The organism is Thomasclavelia ramosa DSM 1402 (assembly GCF_014131695.1).
GTDB classification, from domain to species: domain Bacteria; phylum Bacillota_I; class Bacilli_A; order Erysipelotrichales; family Coprobacillaceae; genus Thomasclavelia; species Thomasclavelia ramosa.
This window is the reverse complement of record NZ_CP036346.1, coordinates 3,005,118-3,021,840: the sequence shown is the minus strand read 5'-3', so window position 1 is coordinate 3,021,840 and position 16,723 is coordinate 3,005,118. Positions and strand designations below refer to the sequence as shown.

The following is a 16,723-nucleotide window of genomic DNA, read 5'->3' as shown; positions in this document are numbered from 1 at the left end:
AGAACAAAATGGAAAAGAAGTATTACATGGGAATTGACGTTGGGTCAACTACGATAAAAATTTATATTACGGATCAGGATGATAATTGTATCTATTCAAAATATGAGCGACATTATTCTGATATCCAAGCAACAATTAAAACATTAATCAATGATGTTAAAGAACAATTTGGTAATTTAGAAGTAACGGCTGTGATGACAGGTTCAGGGGGGTTATCACTTTCTTCATGTCTAGATGTTAAATTTGTTCAAGAAGTAATTGCCTGCACAAAAACAATTGAAACTTATATTCCTGAATGTGATGTTGCAATTGAACTTGGTGGAGAGGATGCTAAAATAACTTATTTTCAAGGTTCACTGGAACAAAGAATGAATGGAACTTGTGCAGGGGGAACTGGAGCTTTTATTGACCAGATGGCATCATTACTTCAAACTGATGCTGGAGGATTGAATGAATTAGCGAAAAATTATCAAATGATTTATCCAATTGCTTCACGTTGTGGAGTATTTGCGAAAACTGATGTACAGCCTCTAATTAACGAAGGGGCAAACAAAGAGGATATTGCGATTTCAATTTTTCAAGCAGTAGTCAATCAGACGATCAGTGGTCTTGCCTGTGGTAAACCAATCCGTGGTAAAGTAGCTTTTTTAGGGGGGCCGTTATATTTTTTAGATCAATTAAGACAACGTTTTATTGAAACCTTAAATTTACAAGATGACGAAATTATTTTTCCTGATAATTCTCAACTGTTTGTTGCCATGGGAGCTACTCTATTAGCGAAAGAAGAAGAAAAGCCAACAACGATTGAAGCGTTGATTGAGAAATTAGATAATATTGATGAAACAATGCTTGCTAGCGAAGATACACTAGACCCACTATTTGCTGATGAAAATGATCGAAATGGGTTTAGACATCGTCATTATATTAATAAAGTTCGAAAAAATGATATTAAGGGGTATGTCGGGAATGTGTATTTAGGTTTAGATGTTGGTTCTACAACAACTAAAGCGGTATTGATCGATGATAATGATTCTTTATTATACTCTTTCTATGATTCAAATGAAGGTAATCCGCTAGATGTGGTAGTAAAAATAGTCAAAGATATTTATGATTTTATTCCTCCTAATGTTAAATTAGTTCGTAGTGGAGTCACTGGTTATGGTGAAGCATTAATCAAGGCGGCTCTTAAAGTTGATATGAGTGAAGTGGAAACGATGGCTCATTATAAGGCTGCTACTTATTTTAAAGAAGATGTAAGTTTCATTTTAGATATTGGTGGTCAAGATATGAAAGCAATCAAGATCAAGGATGGAATTATTCAAGATATTTTATTAAATGAGGCTTGTTCAAGTGGATGTGGTTCATTTATTGAGACTTTTGCTAAATCCTTAGGATACGAGGTGAGTGATTTTGCAAAGCTGGCATTAGAGTCAAAAGCGCCAATCGACTTAGGAAGTCGTTGTACTGTATTTATGAACTCAAAAGTAAAACAAGCCCAAAAAGAAGGGGCAAAAGTTGAAGATATTAGTGCTGGTTTATCATATTCAGTAATCAAAAATGCTCTATATAAAGTAATTAAATTAAGAAGTAAAGAAGAACTAGGGGACAGTATTTTAGTCCAGGGGGGAACTTTTTATAATGAGGCAGTATTAAGAGCGTTCGAAAAAGAAGCTGGTGTTAATGCCATTCGTCCAGATATTGCAGGATTGATGGGAGCTTTTGGGATTGCCCGTTTAGCCCGAGAAAGTTACCAAGGAGAACCGACAACCTTATTAACTAAGGATGAATTAGAAAATTTCACTTGTCAAAGTGAAATTAGATATTGTGAAAAATGTACTAACCACTGTATGTTGACCGTATCTACATTTAATGATAATAGTGAGTATATTAGTGGTAACCGTTGTGAACGTGGAGCCAATATACCAGTTTCATCAAAGAAATTACCAAATTTATTTGATTACAAATATCGTCGTGTCTTTAACTATCGTTCACTAACTGAAGATCAGGCTGTGCGTGGGACTGTGGGAATTCCTCGAGTATTGAATATGTATGAAAATTATCCGTTTTGGCATACTTTCTTTACTAAATTAGGATTTAGAGTAATTCTTTCTCCTCGCTCATCTAAAGCAATTTATGAAAAGGGCATTGAATCAATTCCATCAGAAAGTGTTTGTTACCCAGCTAAATTAGCACATGGGCATATTGAAGCTTTGATTGAGAAAGGTATAAAATATATTTTCTATCCAAGTCTAGCTTATGAACGTAAAGAATTTGATAATGCTAATAATCATTATAATTGTCCGGTCGTTACTTCATATCCAGAAGTAATTCGTAATAATGTTGATAATCTGGAGAATCGCAGTATTATCTATCGAAATCCATTTATGGACCTAAGCAATCGAAAAACTTTATTCAATAACTTAAAGGATGAATTGCGGGCATTTAATGTTAACGACAAAGAATTATTGAGTGCAATTAATGATGCTTATGATGAATTAGCTAAATGTCGGCAAGATATTCAAGATCAAGGAGAAATGGTTTTACAATATCTTAAAGATAATAAGATGACAGGAATTGTTTTATCTGGACGTCCATATCATGTTGATCCGGAAATCAACCATGGATTAGCTGATTTGATTACAGCTGAGGGCATGGCAGTTCTTAGTGAAGATAGTGTTTGCCACTTAGATAAGGATTTAGATCAATTGCGAGTAGTCGATCAATGGACATATCACTCAAGATTGTATCGGGCTGCTTCATTTGTAGCAACTCAGCCTAATTTAGAGTTGATTCAATTGACTTCATTTGGTTGTGGGCTAGATGCTGTGACTAGTGATCAAGTTGCTGATATTTTAAAAGCTCGTCATAAAATCTATACTTTGATTAAAATTGATGAGGGGAGCAATCTTGGGGCAATTAGAATCCGAATTCGTTCATTAAAAGCAACGATTGAAAAACAAGCTAAAAACAAAAAACAGCTCTATCCAAAATATCAGCCCTTAAAAGTACCTTTTACTAAAGAGATGCGTGATCAAGGTTATACTATTTTATGCCCGCAGATGTCACCTTTACATTTCCAATTTGTAGAGACAGCAATGCAGGAGTCTGGTTATAATTTAGTGGTTTTACCATCAGTTGATAAAGGGGCAGTTGATGCTGGTTTAAAATATGTTAATAATGATGCTTGTTATCCAAGTATTTTAGTTACGGGTCAAATTATGGAAGCTTTATTGAGTGGTAAGTATGATTTAGAAAAGACTGCTGTAATTATATCGCAAACTGGCGGAGGATGCCGTGCTACTAATTATATCGCCTTTATCCGTAAAGCATTGCAAGATGCAGGAATGCCTCAAGTACCTGTTATTTCTGCCAATCTTCAAGGTTTGGAAAATAATCCTGGATTTAAATTAACTTTGCCACTAATTAAAAAGGTAGTAATTGGGGCAATGTACGGTGATATTTTCATGCGAGTATTATATCGAGTTCGACCTTATGAAGTAATTCCAGGAAGTGCAAATGATTTATATCAATCATGGGTTGAACGATGTCAAGAAAATGTAAAAAATGGAAGTATTAAACAATTTAGAAAAAATGTTTATCAAATTGTTAAAGAATTTGATGAATTACCACTATTAGATATAAAAAAACCACGGGTTGGTTTAGTTGGTGAAATCTTAGTAAAATTTCATCCAACTGCAAATAATGAAATTGTAGAAATAATTGAACGTGAAGGTGGCGAAGCAGTAATGCCTGATTTAATAGATTTCTTCCAATATTGTTTCTATAATACTGATTTTGAAAATGAACATTTTCATGCTTCTAAAAATTCTGCACGAATTTGTAATTTAGCAATTAAGTTTGTTGATTTACTTCGTCATGATATGATCAAAGCTTTAAAGAAATCTAATCGTTTTGATCCTCCTGCATCAATCCAACATTTAGCTAAAAAAGCTAGTTCGATTGTTTCGATTGGAAATCAGACGGGAGAAGGATGGTTCTTAACGGGTGAGATGATTGAACTAATTGAATCAGGAGCTCCTAATATTGTTTGTATGCAGCCATTCGGATGTTTGCCAAACCATGTTACGGGTAAAGGGGCAATTAAAGCTTTACGCAAAGCTTATCCTGAAAGTAATATCGTGGCAATAGACTATGATCCTGGTGCAAGTGAGGTTAATCAATTAAATCGTATTAAATTAATGCTTTCAACTGCATTTAAGAACATGAATAAAAAACCAGAGTAATCTGGTTTTTTTTTGTACTATTTTACGTATATACGGATATTGTACACAAATACACTTGATTCGTTGACATTGATAACTTTATTTTCTAAAATACATATATAAGAACTAAGTTCGTATATATGAAAGGAGAAGGAAAATGAAAATTTCAGATTCGTTAACTGAAAAATTATTAGTTGTAGCAAGCAAGATTAGTAATCAAAAACATATGTATGCAATTAAAACAGCTTTTACAACACTGATGCCGGTAATTATTACTGGAGCTTTTTGTACGTTGATTGTTAATGTAGTTTGTTCGACGGAAACAACAGGGATTAGTTTAGCAAAGGTGCAAGGGTTTTCTTGGTTGGAAATGTTCACTGATCTATTTAATGCAGCAAATTATGCTACTTTAAATTTCTTTACAATTGCAGCTGTCGTTTTAATTGGATTAGAGCTGGGAGTTAAAAATGGAATAAAAGGGTTTATGACGGGAATAGTAGCGGTTTGTAGTTTTGTTGCATGCTTAAGTACAAATATTGTAGCTACAGTAGGAGAAGAGTCAATTACGGTTGCTGGAATTGCCAAAGATTATACGGCTTCTAAAGGATTGTTTTTGGGAATGATTATTGCACTGCTTTCGGTAGAACTATTTACAAAATTATGTAAAAGTAAATATTTGAAGATTAATATGCCAGATTCAGTACCTTCAAATGTAACAAGCAGTTTTAATAACTTATTTCCATTTGCATTGACAATTATTATTTTTGCAGCGATTAACTATACAGTGGTTCAATTAGCGGGACTAAGTTTATATGATATCATCTATACTTTTATTCAAAAACCATTGCAGGCAGTAGTACAAGGGTTACCAGGAGTCTTATTGTTAATGTTAGTAGCACAAATTTTCTGGTGTGTAGGTATTCATGGTAATCAAATTATTAAACCAGTAAGGGACCCGTTATTGAATGCAGCAATTTTAGCTAATACGGATATTGTTGCAAATCCGAACTATAATCCGGCTGATCTTAATATTATTTCTATGTCGTTTTGGGATACTTATGGTAATATTGGTGGTTCAGGTTGTGTTGTTGGTTTGTTGATTGCATGTTTAGTCTTCTCAAAACGTGAAGATTATAAACAAGTAGCTAAGTTGTCTATTGCTCCAAATATTTTCAATATTTCTGAAACTTTGCATTTTGGTTTACCAATTATGCTTAATCCATTATTGATGATTCCTTTTATTATTACCCCATTAGCAACAATGGCATTTGGATATTTCATGACGATTATTGGATTCTCAGATATATTAGTATATGCTTTCCCTTGGACAACCCCGCCATTTATTAATGCCTGGATAGCTTCAGGTGGCAGTATTGGAACAGTAATTACCCAAGCACTATGTATTGTTATTTCCATTGCTATTTATACTCCATTTGTTATTATCGCTAATAAACAAAAGGATATTGTTTCACAATAGAAGGCTGAAGCCGCATTAGCGGCTTTTCGTACATACATTAGAGAAGGAAAATTAAATGAAACTTAATCGTACAGCCTTAAGAACAATTAAAATTCTTGAATATATAGCTAATCAAAAAGATGGATGTACTTTGTTAGAAATAACAGAAGCTTTAGATATACCTAAATCAAGTGCTTTTGATATTGTTAAGACATTACTGTATAAAAAAATGATTGTCGAGGATCAAAATCATGGGAAATTAAAATATAAAATGGGAATAAATGCTTTTATTATTGGAAGCGGGAATATTGAGCGCTTAGATCTTGTAGAAGCAGCCAAAAATCAATTGATAGAAACTGCTAATCATTTTAATGCAACGGCATTTCTTGCTATCTTAGATAACAAAATGGTTACATATTTATATAAGTATGAAGCGCCACATCGTATAGTCACTAATGCTAATATTGGTACGAGAAAACCAATCTATAGTACGGCACTAGGAAAATGTTTGTTAGCTTTTCAAAGAAAACCAGAAGTTATTAAAGATATTTTAAAAGAAATTGATTTTAAACCGTTAACAGAATATACGATTACTAGCCCTCAAAAGTATCTTAAAGAATTAAAAAGGGTTAAAAATATAGGATATGCGGTTGATTTTCAGGAAGATTCTATTTATCAAATTTGTATAGCAGCACCTATTTTTAATCACAATAAAAATGTCGTTGCTGCAATAAGCTGCACTTTTTTATATGATACTAATTTAAGAATTAAAGAGATTGGTGAAGAAATGAAAAGGATAGCACTGACTATTTCTAAAAAGTTAGGTTATATAGATGATACAGGCAGGAGGAATATTCATGGCAAGTAAAGTAAAAAAGAAACAAAATTTGCAAGGTTTAACAGAACAACAAAAACATATTATAAAATTGCGGAATGAATTAAACAAACCTGATCCCCATCAAGTTAAGGCTTTTACACTATATAAAATTATAACTTATGTTTTTAATGTTTTATTTCCGCCATATGCATTATATAGAATCTGGTGTAAGAAATCGGAATTCACAAAAATAGAACGCTATGCCCAATCAGTTGTTGCAGTGACAATTTTATGTATGTTTGTTTTATTGCAGTTAGAAAGATATAAAATTATTTAATGGGAAATCGTTATCAATTTATAAAATCAAGTAAAGAATGTTGACCTCCACTACAAAAGAAATTATAGTATAAATAGACGATATTACGAATCAAATTCGTAATTATAAATTTGCTAAAAATTAATTGGTATATACTAAATTGATGGCAATGGAGATGGAGGAAAAAATGAAGCTAAATCGTACATTATTAAGAGCAATAGAAATATTAGAATTACTTTCAAGAAGTAAAGAAGGGTATACTTTAACGGAGCTATCATTAATATTTGATTATCCAAAGTCAAGTGTTTTTGATATCATCAAAACATTAGTATATAAAAATATGGTTGTTGAAGATAATCAAACCGGTATTACAAAATATAAGATTGGGTTAGCATCGTTTCTTATTGGAAGTAGTTATTTAAATAATATAGATATTGTAAATATAGCTAAAAGTAATTTAATTGATTTCGCAAACAAGATGAATGCAACAACTTTTATGGCTGTTTTAGATGAGAATATGGTGACTTATATTTATAAATATGAGTCAGAAAACAGTATTATTACAACAGCTAATGTTGGTACAAGAAAATCACTTCATTGTGCAGCATTAGGAAAAGCTATGTTAGCTTATAAAAGCGAAGAGGAAATTAATAAAATCATTGATAAGATTGATTTTATTTCATATACGTATTTTACAATCAAAACTAAAGAGAAACTTATTGAAGAATTAGCAGAGGTAAGGCAACGGGGCTATGCAAAAGATGATCGAGAAAACACTCTGCAACAAATAGCTGTGGCTGCACCACTTTTTGATCATGAAGGACATGTTGTTGCTGCCATCAGTTGTGTTGGTTTTTATGAAAGTAGTATCGATTTAGATGATTTAGGATTACTTATTAAAGATGTGGGTAAACAGATTTCCTATAAATTAGGCTATAATCCTCAGTAAGGAAGGAGTTGGTAATTATGAAAATGACATTTCGCTGGTATGGAACGGATGATCCTGTAAGTTTAGAATATATTAAACAAATTCCTAATATCACAGGAATTGTGAGTGCAGTATATGATATACCGGTCGGAGAAGTATGGCCGATTGAAAAGATTGAAAAGCTAAAAGCCGAAGTAAATTTAGTTGGCTTAGAGCTGGAAGTTATTGAAAGTGTTCCGGTGCATGAGGATATTAAATTAAAGAGAAATGATTATCAAAGGTATATAGATAATTATAAACAAACAATTAGAAATCTTGCTAAATGCGGAATTAAATGCATTTGTTATAATTTTATGCCTGTTTTTGATTGGACTAGATCTTCTGTTGATCATCAATTAAATGATGGTTCGAAAGCATTAGTCTATTACAAAAATGAAGTTGCTCAATTAGACCCAACGAAACTATCTTTACCGGGTTGGGATACTTCTTATTCAGTAATGGAAGTGAGTGAATTAATTACAGCATACAAAGAGTTGGGTGAGGAAGGATTATGGGAAAATCTTAAATATTTTATAAAAGAGATCTTACCAGTTGCTGTTGAGTGTGATGTTAACATGGCCATTCATCCCGATGATCCGCCTTGGTCTATTTTTGAGATTCCACGTATTATTACAAATGAAAAAAATTTAGATAGATTTTTATCGTTATATGATGATAGCCATCATGGCTTAACGTTGTGCAGTGGATCATTAGGGTGTGCTTCTTTTAATGATATTCCGTTGTTAATTAGAAAATATGGAAAAATGAGAAGAATTCATTTTGCACATATTAGAAATGTAAAAATATTAGATGATGGTTCTTTTGAAGAAAGTGCCCACTATTCAAGATGTGGGTCTTTAGATATGGTGGAAATTATGCGTGCATATATTGAAGTAGGTTTTGAAGGATATATAAGACCGGATCATGGTCGAATGATATGGGGAGAAACTGGTAAACCGGGATATGGTTTATACGATAGAGGTTTGGGGGCTATGTATCTTGGGGGGATTATTGATGCTTTGAAAGATGACGGCGACTTATAATTACACAGGATATTCTAACGAGTAGAGTTACCTGCTCTCCTTATCGTGCTCTGTAGTATACCACCTCTCTTTCATTATAGCAGGGGGATAGGAAGAGTAGAAAGAACTAGAATGTTTTCAAGAAATATTTGTGTCCATGCGCGTAGCGTGGGGAAATGGAGAAAAATATGAAAAAAACAGTAAAATTACCAGAGAATTTTTTCTTAGGTGCAGCTGCAAGTGCTTGGCAGACAGAAGGCTGGAGTGAGAAAAAGGAGTCTCAGGATTCTTATATAGATTTATGGTATAAGGAAAATAAAAATGTTTGGCATAATGGTTATGGTCCTGCGGTAGCGACTGACTATTATCATCGCTATAAGGAAGATATTGCTTATATGAAAGAGATTGGCATGAATTGTTATAGGACATCGTTAAACTGGTCACGATTTTTAACGGATTATGAAAATATTGTAGTTGACGAAGAATATGCGAATTACTATGATAAAATGCTGGATGAATTGATTGCTCAAGGAATTGAACCGATGGTATGTTTGGAACATTATGAAATACCTGCTGAATTATTTAAAAAATATGATGGATTTGCAAGTAAACGTGTGGTGGAATTATTTGTGAAATATGCTCAAGAAGCATTTAAGCGCTATAGTCATAAAGTAAAATATTGGTTTGCTTTTAATGAACCGGTCGTAGTTCAAACTAGAATCCATCTTGATGCACTAAGATATCCTTTTTATCAAGATAGTAAAGCTTGGATGCAATGGAATTATAATAAAGCTTTAGCGACAAATATGATTATGAAAGTTTATAAAGAGGGTGGATATCGGATTGCCGGTGGGAAGTTTGGTACTATTATTAATGTGGAGACAGCTTATCCAAGAGGGAATTCTCCTCGCGATTTAGAGGCGGCTGATAAATATGACTTATTTTATAATCGTATTTTTTTAGATCCAGCAATCTTAGGTCACTATGAAGAGGGTTTCTTTGATTTATTGAAGAAGCATGATATTTTAATGGAATATACCCAAGAAGAACTTGAGATTATTCAAAATAATACTTTGGATTGGGTGGGAATTAATTTATATCATCCAAATCGAGTAAAAGGAAGAACAACGATAGTTCATCCAGAAGCACCATTTCATCCAGATTTTTATTATGAAGAATTTAATATGCCAGGAAAGAAAATGAATCCTCATCGAGGCTGGGAAATCTATCCACAAATCATGTATGATATGGCCATGAGAATGAAGAATGATTATCATAATTTCGAATGGTTTGTTGCCGAAAGTGGTATGGGGGTAGAGAATGAAAAGCAATACAAAAATGAATCTGGTATGATTCAAGATGATTATCGTATTGAATTTATCTCTATGCATTTGGATTGGCTGCTTAGAGGAGTTACAGAAGGCTCTAACTGTAAAGGATATATGCTATGGGCATTTACTGATAATGTTTCGCCAATGAATGCTTTTAAAAATAGATATGGCTTAGTTGAAATTGATTTAGAAGACAACCGAAATAGGCGTTTAAAGAAATCAGCTTATTTCTATAAAGAAATTATAGAAAAACGTAGTTTTGAAATAGAAACAGATGAAGAGGTTTATAAATAGTTCTGATTTTTTCTAAGTTATCAGAATTGAAAATACTTGAAGTGATAAAGGAGAAGGTTATGGGATTTCCAAAGGGTTTTTTATGGGGTGGAGCAATCGCTGCTAACCAGGCTGAAGGAGCTTATCTTGAGGATGGCAAAGGGTTAACGACCGTTGATATGATTCCGCATGGTGAAAAGCGAATGTATGTAAAATTAGGTGACATGTATCCTGTTAAGTTAATAGATGGTGAGAATTATCCTAGCCATGAGGCAATTGATTTTTATCATCGTTATCAAGAAGATATTAAACTATTTGCGGAAATGGGCTTTAAAACTTTTCGTACAAGTATTGCATGGGCTAGAATTTTTCCTCATGGCGATGATGAACAGCCTAATGAAGCTGGAATTTCATTCTATCTTGATTTATTTAAGGAATGTCAAAAATACGGGATTGAACCATTAGTTACTTTGTGCCATTTTGATGTACCGATGGGGCTAGTTGAAAAATACGGGTCATGGAGAAGTAGAGAAATGATTGAGTGCTTTATAAGGTATGCAAGAGTATGTTTTGAAAGATTTGATGGTTTAGTTAAATACTGGTTAACATTTAATGAAATCAATATTTTATTACATTCACCATTTTCTGGAGCTGGAATAGCATTTAAACCAGATGAAAATCATGAACAAGTAAAATATCAAGCAGCTCATCATGAACTAGTTGCTTCGGCACTGGCAACAAAAATAGCTCATGAAATAAACCCTTTAAATAGAGTAGGCTGCATGTTAGCAGGAGGACAATTTTATCCATATAGTTGTGATCCTAAAGATGTTTGGCTAGCAATGAATAAAGATCGCGAAAATTTAATGTTTATCGATGTTCAAGCCAGAGGATATTATCCAAGTTATGCTAAAAAGGTGTTTAAAGAAAAAGATATTAACATAGAAATCCAAACTGATGACTTGGAAATATTGAAAAAATATCCTGTGGATTTTATTTCATTTAGTTATTATCAGTCACGCTGCGCTAGTGCTGATCCTAGTCGTGGTATGACGGATGGTAATGTAGTAAAGTCTGTTAAAAATCCATATTTAGAAACTTCTGATTGGGGCTGGCAAATTGATCCTTTGGGCTTGAGAATTACTTTGAATTATTTGTATGATCGTTATCAAAAGCCGTTATTTATTGTAGAAAATGGATTAGGTGCCAAAGATACTATTGAAGAAGATGGTTCTATTCTGGATGACTATCGAATTGATTATTTGAGAAAACATATTAAGGCAATGAAAGATGCGATTGATGACGGTGTTGATTTAATTGGTTATACGACTTGGGGCTGTATAGATTTAGTTGCTGCTTCAACGGGAGAAATGAGTAAACGATACGGTTTTATTTATGTTGATAAAGATGATCAAGGTAATGGAACGCTAGAAAGAAGAAAGAAAAAATCTTTTAATTGGTATAAGCAGGTAATTGCTAGTAATGGTGAAAGATTAGATTAAATATATTTAAAAGGGTCTGTGAAGGGCTCTTTTTAATTACTTGATTTAAAAGTATTGGCATAATATGAGACATAATTTTAATTCGCAGATAATGTATAGTAGTGAGATAATCTTAAAGAGAAGAATTTAATTAGTTTAATATACTAAAATAGAATGTTATTTGAGACCAAAGGGGAATGGATTATGAATAGTGCAGATTTTTTCAGTTAGCGAAAAGAAATATTTTTCATTCATTTATGCGATGTAATGAGCAAAGTGATTTTAAGTATATCTCTAACTATGCACCGTCTGTTATTGCGGAATTTAATGATAATCATTTAATAATCAAAGACTTTAATACTAGAAAAGATTTCTATGAGTTTTGTCAGTGTAAAATAGATTTATGGAAAGAAAATTATAATATTTTAGATCCTAAGGTTGGTGATTTAATTGAAAATTCGTTTGTGTGATTTAAATAAACCATTAAAAATTAGAGAAATATCTCTAGCTTTTTAATTAAATAAAATGCTCTCTTCTAAACAACAAGATTATTTGTTCTTTAAAAGGGAGCATATCACGTATAAGTTTAAAAGAGTATTATAATCAACTAGTTGAATCTCGTCGAATAACTTCGACTGGCAAAATAAATTGCTTTTTTTCATCATTGATAGCAATATCATTCATTAAATCTAAAAGTAAACTACAAGCTGTTTTAGTTAAAGCAGGAATGTTCTGCTTGATTGTTGAAAGTGATGGGTGGCTGGATGCAGAAATGAAAATATCATCAAAACCAATGATCTTAACTTCATCAGGGACTTTAACATTGTTTTCTAAAAGTCCTACAAGTACCCCATAAGCACGCCAATCATTAGTTGCAAAGACACCATCAAAAGGAATATTGTTTTTAATTAATTGATTAATTGCTTCTTTAGCCCCTTCGTAATTAGCTTGTTCAATATCCAATAATAATTCTAGCTGTTTGTTTTCTTGTAATTGATAATCTTTTAAAGCTTGACGATAGCCCATTAAACGCTGCTTGTTGACGGATAATGACTTATTTCGTGATACGATTGCAATATTTTTACACCCTTGTTGAATTAGTTCTTCAGTTGCTAAATATCCCCCTAAATAGTGATTAGATTCAACATAGTAGGCATTACTATGATCTTTGGGTTTTCGATCAATACAAACAATTGGGATGTCACGAGTTAATGAATCTGATGGGATTGTTTCAATTCCTGAAATGCAGATGATTCCGTCCACTAATTTAGAATCTAGTGATTTGAAATAAGCAACTTCTTTTTCTTCATTTTGTGAGGTATTACAAATAAATACTGAATAATTGTGTTTAAAAAAATAGTTTTCGATATCTAATGCTAACTGTGAAAACCATTCATTATCGATGTTTGGAACAATTAATCCGATTGTTTTTGATTTTGATGTCCGTAAGCTTTTGGCGGCAATATTAGCAGTATAACCATATTCTTTAATAATTGTTTCGACCTTCTCTTTAGTTTTATCAGAAAAGCGGCCATTATTGTTGATAACTCTAGAAACAGTGGCGACAGAGACATCAGCTAACTTAGCTATTTCCTTAATTGAAATATTTTTTTTCTTTACCATTTTTGTTCCCCTCCATTTTCATTATAGATTAAAAAATAGATATTTTCAATAAAATGTAATCGCTTACTCACAAAGAAAAAGGTGAATAAATACAACGGCACATATTGTGCCATGGATATATGTGGAAACGTTTACTCAAGATATATATAATAGGAGTATGAACGAAAGGTAAACGTTTACTCAAAATATAGGAGGATTGTATGGAGAAACTATTATGTCCATCAATGATGTGTGCTAATTTTGGCAATCTTGAAAAGGAAATAAAAGAGTTAGAAGAAGGTGGGATTGATTTTTTTCATCTAGATGTTATGGATGGTAGCTATGTTCCAAATTTTGGGATGGGTCTGCAAGATATTGAGTATATATGTAAACAAGCAACGAAACCATGTGATGTGCATCTAATGGTCGTCAACCCAAGTGATTATATTGAGAAATTCGCAGCTTTAGGCGTAAAGATTATTTATATTCATCCAGAGACTGATAAGCATGCTTGCCGAACATTACAAAAGATTAAAGATGCTGGAGCAAAAGCAGGAATTGCTTTGAATCCGGGAACATCTTTTGAAACAGTTAAAGAACTTTTGTATTTATGTGATTATGTCATGCTAATGAGTGTTAACCCAGGTTTTGCAGGACAAAAATATTTAGATTTTGTCACTCCAAAATTCCGGCAGTTTGTTGATGCTGCCTCTAACTATGGCGGCTATCAGGTAATGATCGATGGTGCTTGTTCACCAGAAAAAATCGCGATGTTATCAAAGGTAGGCGTTAAAGGATTTATTTTAGGAACTAGTGCGTTGTTTGGCAAAGAAAAAAGTTATAAAGAGATTATTACAGAATTAAGAAAGTTATAAAGGAGGAAGGATAAAATGAATATTTTGTTAGTATGTGCAGCTGGAATGTCAACAAGTCTACTTGTAAATCGAATGAACGAAGCGGCTGCAGCAAAAGGAATCGGGATTAATATTGAAGCACATCCAGTTGGGAGTATCGATCAATTTGGAGATGCTGCAGATGTGATTTTATTAGGCCCACAGGTGCGTTATGAATTAAAGAATGTTAAGGCTAAATATCCAAATAAGCCGGTTGAAGTTATTAATATGCAAGATTATGGAATGATGAATGGTAATAAGGTTTTGGATACTGCTTTAAAATTGATTGAAGGGTAATAAGATTAAATTAAAATAAATTTTAGGAGGTTTATTATGAGTTTTCCAAAAGGTTTTTTATGGGGTGGTTCAATTAGTGCTGCTCAAATTGAAGGTGGTTGGAATGAAGGTGGAAAATCACCAGTATTAGTAGATTATTGCACAGCTGGTTCAGCTAAAGAACGTCGTCAAATTTGGTATTTAGACCAAGAGGGTAAAAAAGTGCATAAAGACTGGGAAGCAGTTGATGAATTACCAGAAGGGTGTAAGTTTCAGTTATTTGATGATTTACATTATACTAACCATGTGGCTAGTGATTTTTATCATCGTTATAAAGAAGATATTGCCTTGTTAGCAGAAATGGGATATACAACATTTAATACATCTATATCATGGGCTCGTATTTATCCTCATGGTATTAAGGGGGGTGTTAATCAAGAAGGCGTTGAATTCTATCGTAGTGTTTTTGAAGAATGTAGAAAGTATGGTATGGATCCAGTTATTACACTGTATAAATATGATGAACCGGTTTCTCTTCTTGAACAACACGGTGGTTGGCGCAATCGGGCAATGATTGACGAATTTGTTGAATTTGCACGAGTTTGTTTTACTGAATATAAAGATTTGGTAAATAAATGGATGACATTTAATGAAATTAATATCATTATGCCATTAAATGATACTCCTAAAGATAAAGCTAAAAGAGATCTAGCTTATTTGCACAATCAATTGGTTGCGGCTGCTAGGGCAACTATTGTTGCTCATGAAATTGATAAAGATCTTAAAGTTGGTGCAATGATTTGTGGAAATATGAATTATCCACTTACTCCTGATCCAAAAGATGCATTTGCACAATATAAACGTTTCCAAGATTTCTTTGGATATAGTGCAGATACTCAAATAAGGGGAGAATATCCACCTTATGCTAAAAGAATTTGGGAAGAGTGGAATTTTACTCCAGAAATTACAGAACAAGATAAAAAGGATTTAAAAGAAGGAAAAGCAGACTTTTTAGGATTTTCTTATTATGCTTCGGGGGTAATTACTACTCATAATGAAGAACAATTGGATATTACTGGAGGAAACATTTTAGGAAGTGTTAAAAATCCGTATCTTGAAGCAAATGCTTGGGGTTGGCAAATTGATCCGTTAGGATTTAAACATTTCTTGCACATTTTAAATGATCGTTATCAAGTACCGTTATTTGATGTTGAAAATGGTATTGGACTGATTGAAACTGAGGGTGAAGATGGTATTTGTCATGATTCGGCAAGAATTGATTATCATCGTCGACATATTCAATGCATGAAAGAAGCAGTCGAAGAAGGTGTAAACCTATTTGGTTATACAACTTGGGGATGTATCGACTTAGTAAGTGCGGGTACCGGGCAAATGGATAAAAAATATGGATTTATCTATGTTGATATGGATGATCAAGGAAATGGTGATCTACATCGCTCAAGAAAAGATTCATTCTATTGGTATAAGAAGGTAATTGCCAGCAATGGTGAAGATCTAGATTAGAGTCAGGAGAAAGTTATGAAAATTGGAATTGGAAATGATCATGTTGCGGTTGAATATAAAAATGTGATCAGAGAGTATATTGAAGCAAAATATGGCTATGAAGTAATCAATTATGGTACTGATAGCAGTGAAAGATTTAATTATCCAGTTTCTGGTGAAGCGGTCGCTAATGCAGTTGTAAATGGTGAGGTTGATAAAGGTATCGTAATCTGCGGAACAGGCGTAGGAATTTCTTTGGCTGCCAACAAAGTAAATGGAATTCGCTGTGTGACATGTAGTGAGCCATATTCAGCCAAATTATCAAGAGAGCATAATAATACTAATATGCTGGCTTTTGGCGCACGAGTAGTAGGAATTGAACTTGCAAAAATGATTGTTGATGCCTGGTTAACTGGTGAGTATGAAGGTGGGCGTCATCAAGTTAGAATCGATATGTTGAAAGAAATTGAAGAAAGACAAAAAAGTAAATAACTGTTAGTGAATTGTATTGTCTATTAGTGCCTCCCTGTACTAATAATCTCTGCCATTGATAATATAATTCT

At 32.9% G+C, this 16,723-nt stretch carries 13 protein-coding genes; 12 read left to right on the top strand and 1 reads right to left on the bottom strand.

The annotated features are described in order from the left end of the window. The first annotated feature begins 8 nt into the window (after positions 1-8). The 8 genes from EYR00_RS14425 (at position 9) to ascB (ending at position 11,907) form a co-directional block, all read left to right on the top strand. Positions 9-4,244 carry a 2-hydroxyacyl-CoA dehydratase gene (locus tag EYR00_RS14425; protein WP_003539496.1) on the top strand — a complete coding sequence of 1,412 codons (4,236 nt, stop codon included), beginning with the start codon at positions 9-11 and terminating at the stop codon, positions 4,242-4,244. 136 nt (positions 4,245-4,380) lie between these two features. Beyond that, on the top strand, positions 4,381-5,700 hold the full coding sequence (locus EYR00_RS14420) for a PTS sugar transporter subunit IIC (protein ID WP_003539498.1): 1,320 nt from the start codon (positions 4,381-4,383) through the stop codon (positions 5,698-5,700). 55 nt (positions 5,701-5,755) lie between these two features. Further along, complete coding sequence (locus EYR00_RS14415) at positions 5,756-6,547, top strand: IclR family transcriptional regulator (protein WP_003539500.1); 792 nt, start codon at positions 5,756-5,758, stop codon at positions 6,545-6,547. Then, a complete protein-coding gene (locus EYR00_RS14410; RefSeq protein ID WP_003539502.1) occupies positions 6,537-6,833 on the top strand; it encodes a hypothetical protein in 297 nt (98 codons plus the stop codon). Before EYR00_RS14415 ends, EYR00_RS14410 begins: the two co-directional genes overlap by 11 nt. A gap of 166 nt (positions 6,834-6,999) precedes the next feature. Beyond that, entirely contained in the window at positions 7,000-7,761 is a 762-nt protein-coding gene (locus EYR00_RS14405) for an IclR family transcriptional regulator (RefSeq protein ID WP_008792677.1), read from the top strand. A gap of 17 nt (positions 7,762-7,778) precedes the next feature. Continuing rightward, complete coding sequence (gene uxuA, locus EYR00_RS14400; protein WP_003539506.1) at positions 7,779-8,822, top strand: mannonate dehydratase; 1,044 nt, start codon at positions 7,779-7,781, stop codon at positions 8,820-8,822. Positions 8,823-8,989: 167 nt separating this feature from the next. Then, positions 8,990-10,426: a glycoside hydrolase family 1 protein gene (locus EYR00_RS14395; RefSeq protein ID WP_008792678.1), complete on the top strand. Its 1,437-nt coding sequence runs from the start codon at positions 8,990-8,992 to the stop codon at positions 10,424-10,426. A 59-nt stretch (positions 10,427-10,485) separates the two neighbouring features. Continuing rightward, positions 10,486-11,907 (top strand): 6-phospho-beta-glucosidase, encoded by a 1,422-nt coding sequence (gene ascB, locus EYR00_RS14390; RefSeq protein ID WP_008792679.1) that lies wholly within the window; start codon positions 10,486-10,488, stop codon positions 11,905-11,907. 582 nt (positions 11,908-12,489) lie between these two features. Here ascB and EYR00_RS14385 read toward each other — a convergent pair. Then, on the bottom strand, positions 12,490-13,509 hold the full coding sequence (locus EYR00_RS14385; RefSeq protein ID WP_003539514.1) for a LacI family DNA-binding transcriptional regulator: 1,020 nt from the start codon (positions 13,507-13,509) through the stop codon (positions 12,490-12,492). A 200-nt stretch (positions 13,510-13,709) separates the two neighbouring features. Between EYR00_RS14385 and rpe the strand changes: the two genes are divergently transcribed. Genes rpe through rpiB form a run of 4 tightly spaced genes read left to right on the top strand, consistent with a single transcriptional unit; the run spans position 13,710 to position 16,652 of the window. Beyond that, positions 13,710-14,363 carry a ribulose-phosphate 3-epimerase gene (gene rpe / locus EYR00_RS14380; RefSeq protein ID WP_003539516.1) on the top strand — a complete coding sequence of 218 codons (654 nt, stop codon included), beginning with the start codon at positions 13,710-13,712 and terminating at the stop codon, positions 14,361-14,363. A gap of 15 nt (positions 14,364-14,378) precedes the next feature. Further along, positions 14,379-14,678, top strand: coding sequence for a PTS sugar transporter subunit IIB (locus EYR00_RS14375; protein WP_003539517.1), 300 nt, complete (start codon positions 14,379-14,381; stop codon positions 14,676-14,678). Positions 14,679-14,714: 36 nt separating this feature from the next. Beyond that, positions 14,715-16,181 (top strand): glycoside hydrolase family 1 protein, encoded by a 1,467-nt coding sequence (locus EYR00_RS14370; protein WP_003539519.1) that lies wholly within the window; start codon positions 14,715-14,717, stop codon positions 16,179-16,181. Positions 16,182-16,196: 15 nt separating this feature from the next. Beyond that, positions 16,197-16,652, top strand: a complete 456-nt coding sequence (rpiB, locus tag EYR00_RS14365; RefSeq protein WP_003539522.1) for a ribose 5-phosphate isomerase B — start codon at positions 16,197-16,199, stop codon at positions 16,650-16,652. The last annotated feature ends 71 nt before the right edge of the window (positions 16,653-16,723 follow it).

Bases quoted from the DNA above. Each gene is read 5' to 3' on its own strand.
- EYR00_RS14410 (WP_003539502.1), top strand. From the start codon at position 6,537: ATGGCAAGTAAAGTAAAAAAGAAACAAAATTTGCAAGGTTTAACAGAA.
- uxuA (WP_003539506.1), top strand. From the start codon at position 7,779: ATGAAAATGACATTTCGCTGGTATGGAACGGATGATCCTGTAAGTTTA.
- EYR00_RS14420 (WP_003539498.1), top strand. From the start codon at position 4,381: ATGAAAATTTCAGATTCGTTAACTGAAAAATTATTAGTTGTAGCAAGC.
- EYR00_RS14405 (WP_008792677.1), top strand. From the start codon at position 7,000: ATGAAGCTAAATCGTACATTATTAAGAGCAATAGAAATATTAGAATTA.
- EYR00_RS14395 (WP_008792678.1), top strand. From the start codon at position 8,990: ATGAAAAAAACAGTAAAATTACCAGAGAATTTTTTCTTAGGTGCAGCT.
- EYR00_RS14375 (WP_003539517.1), top strand. From the start codon at position 14,379: ATGAATATTTTGTTAGTATGTGCAGCTGGAATGTCAACAAGTCTACTT.
- rpe (WP_003539516.1), top strand. From the start codon at position 13,710: ATGGAGAAACTATTATGTCCATCAATGATGTGTGCTAATTTTGGCAAT.
- ascB (WP_008792679.1), top strand. From the start codon at position 10,486: ATGGGATTTCCAAAGGGTTTTTTATGGGGTGGAGCAATCGCTGCTAAC.
- rpiB (WP_003539522.1), top strand. From the start codon at position 16,197: ATGAAAATTGGAATTGGAAATGATCATGTTGCGGTTGAATATAAAAAT.
- EYR00_RS14370 (WP_003539519.1), top strand. From the start codon at position 14,715: ATGAGTTTTCCAAAAGGTTTTTTATGGGGTGGTTCAATTAGTGCTGCT.
- EYR00_RS14425 (WP_003539496.1), top strand. From the start codon at position 9: ATGGAAAAGAAGTATTACATGGGAATTGACGTTGGGTCAACTACGATA.
- EYR00_RS14415 (WP_003539500.1), top strand. From the start codon at position 5,756: ATGAAACTTAATCGTACAGCCTTAAGAACAATTAAAATTCTTGAATAT.
- EYR00_RS14385 (WP_003539514.1), bottom strand. From the start codon at position 13,509: ATGGTAAAGAAAAAAAATATTTCAATTAAGGAAATAGCTAAGTTAGCT.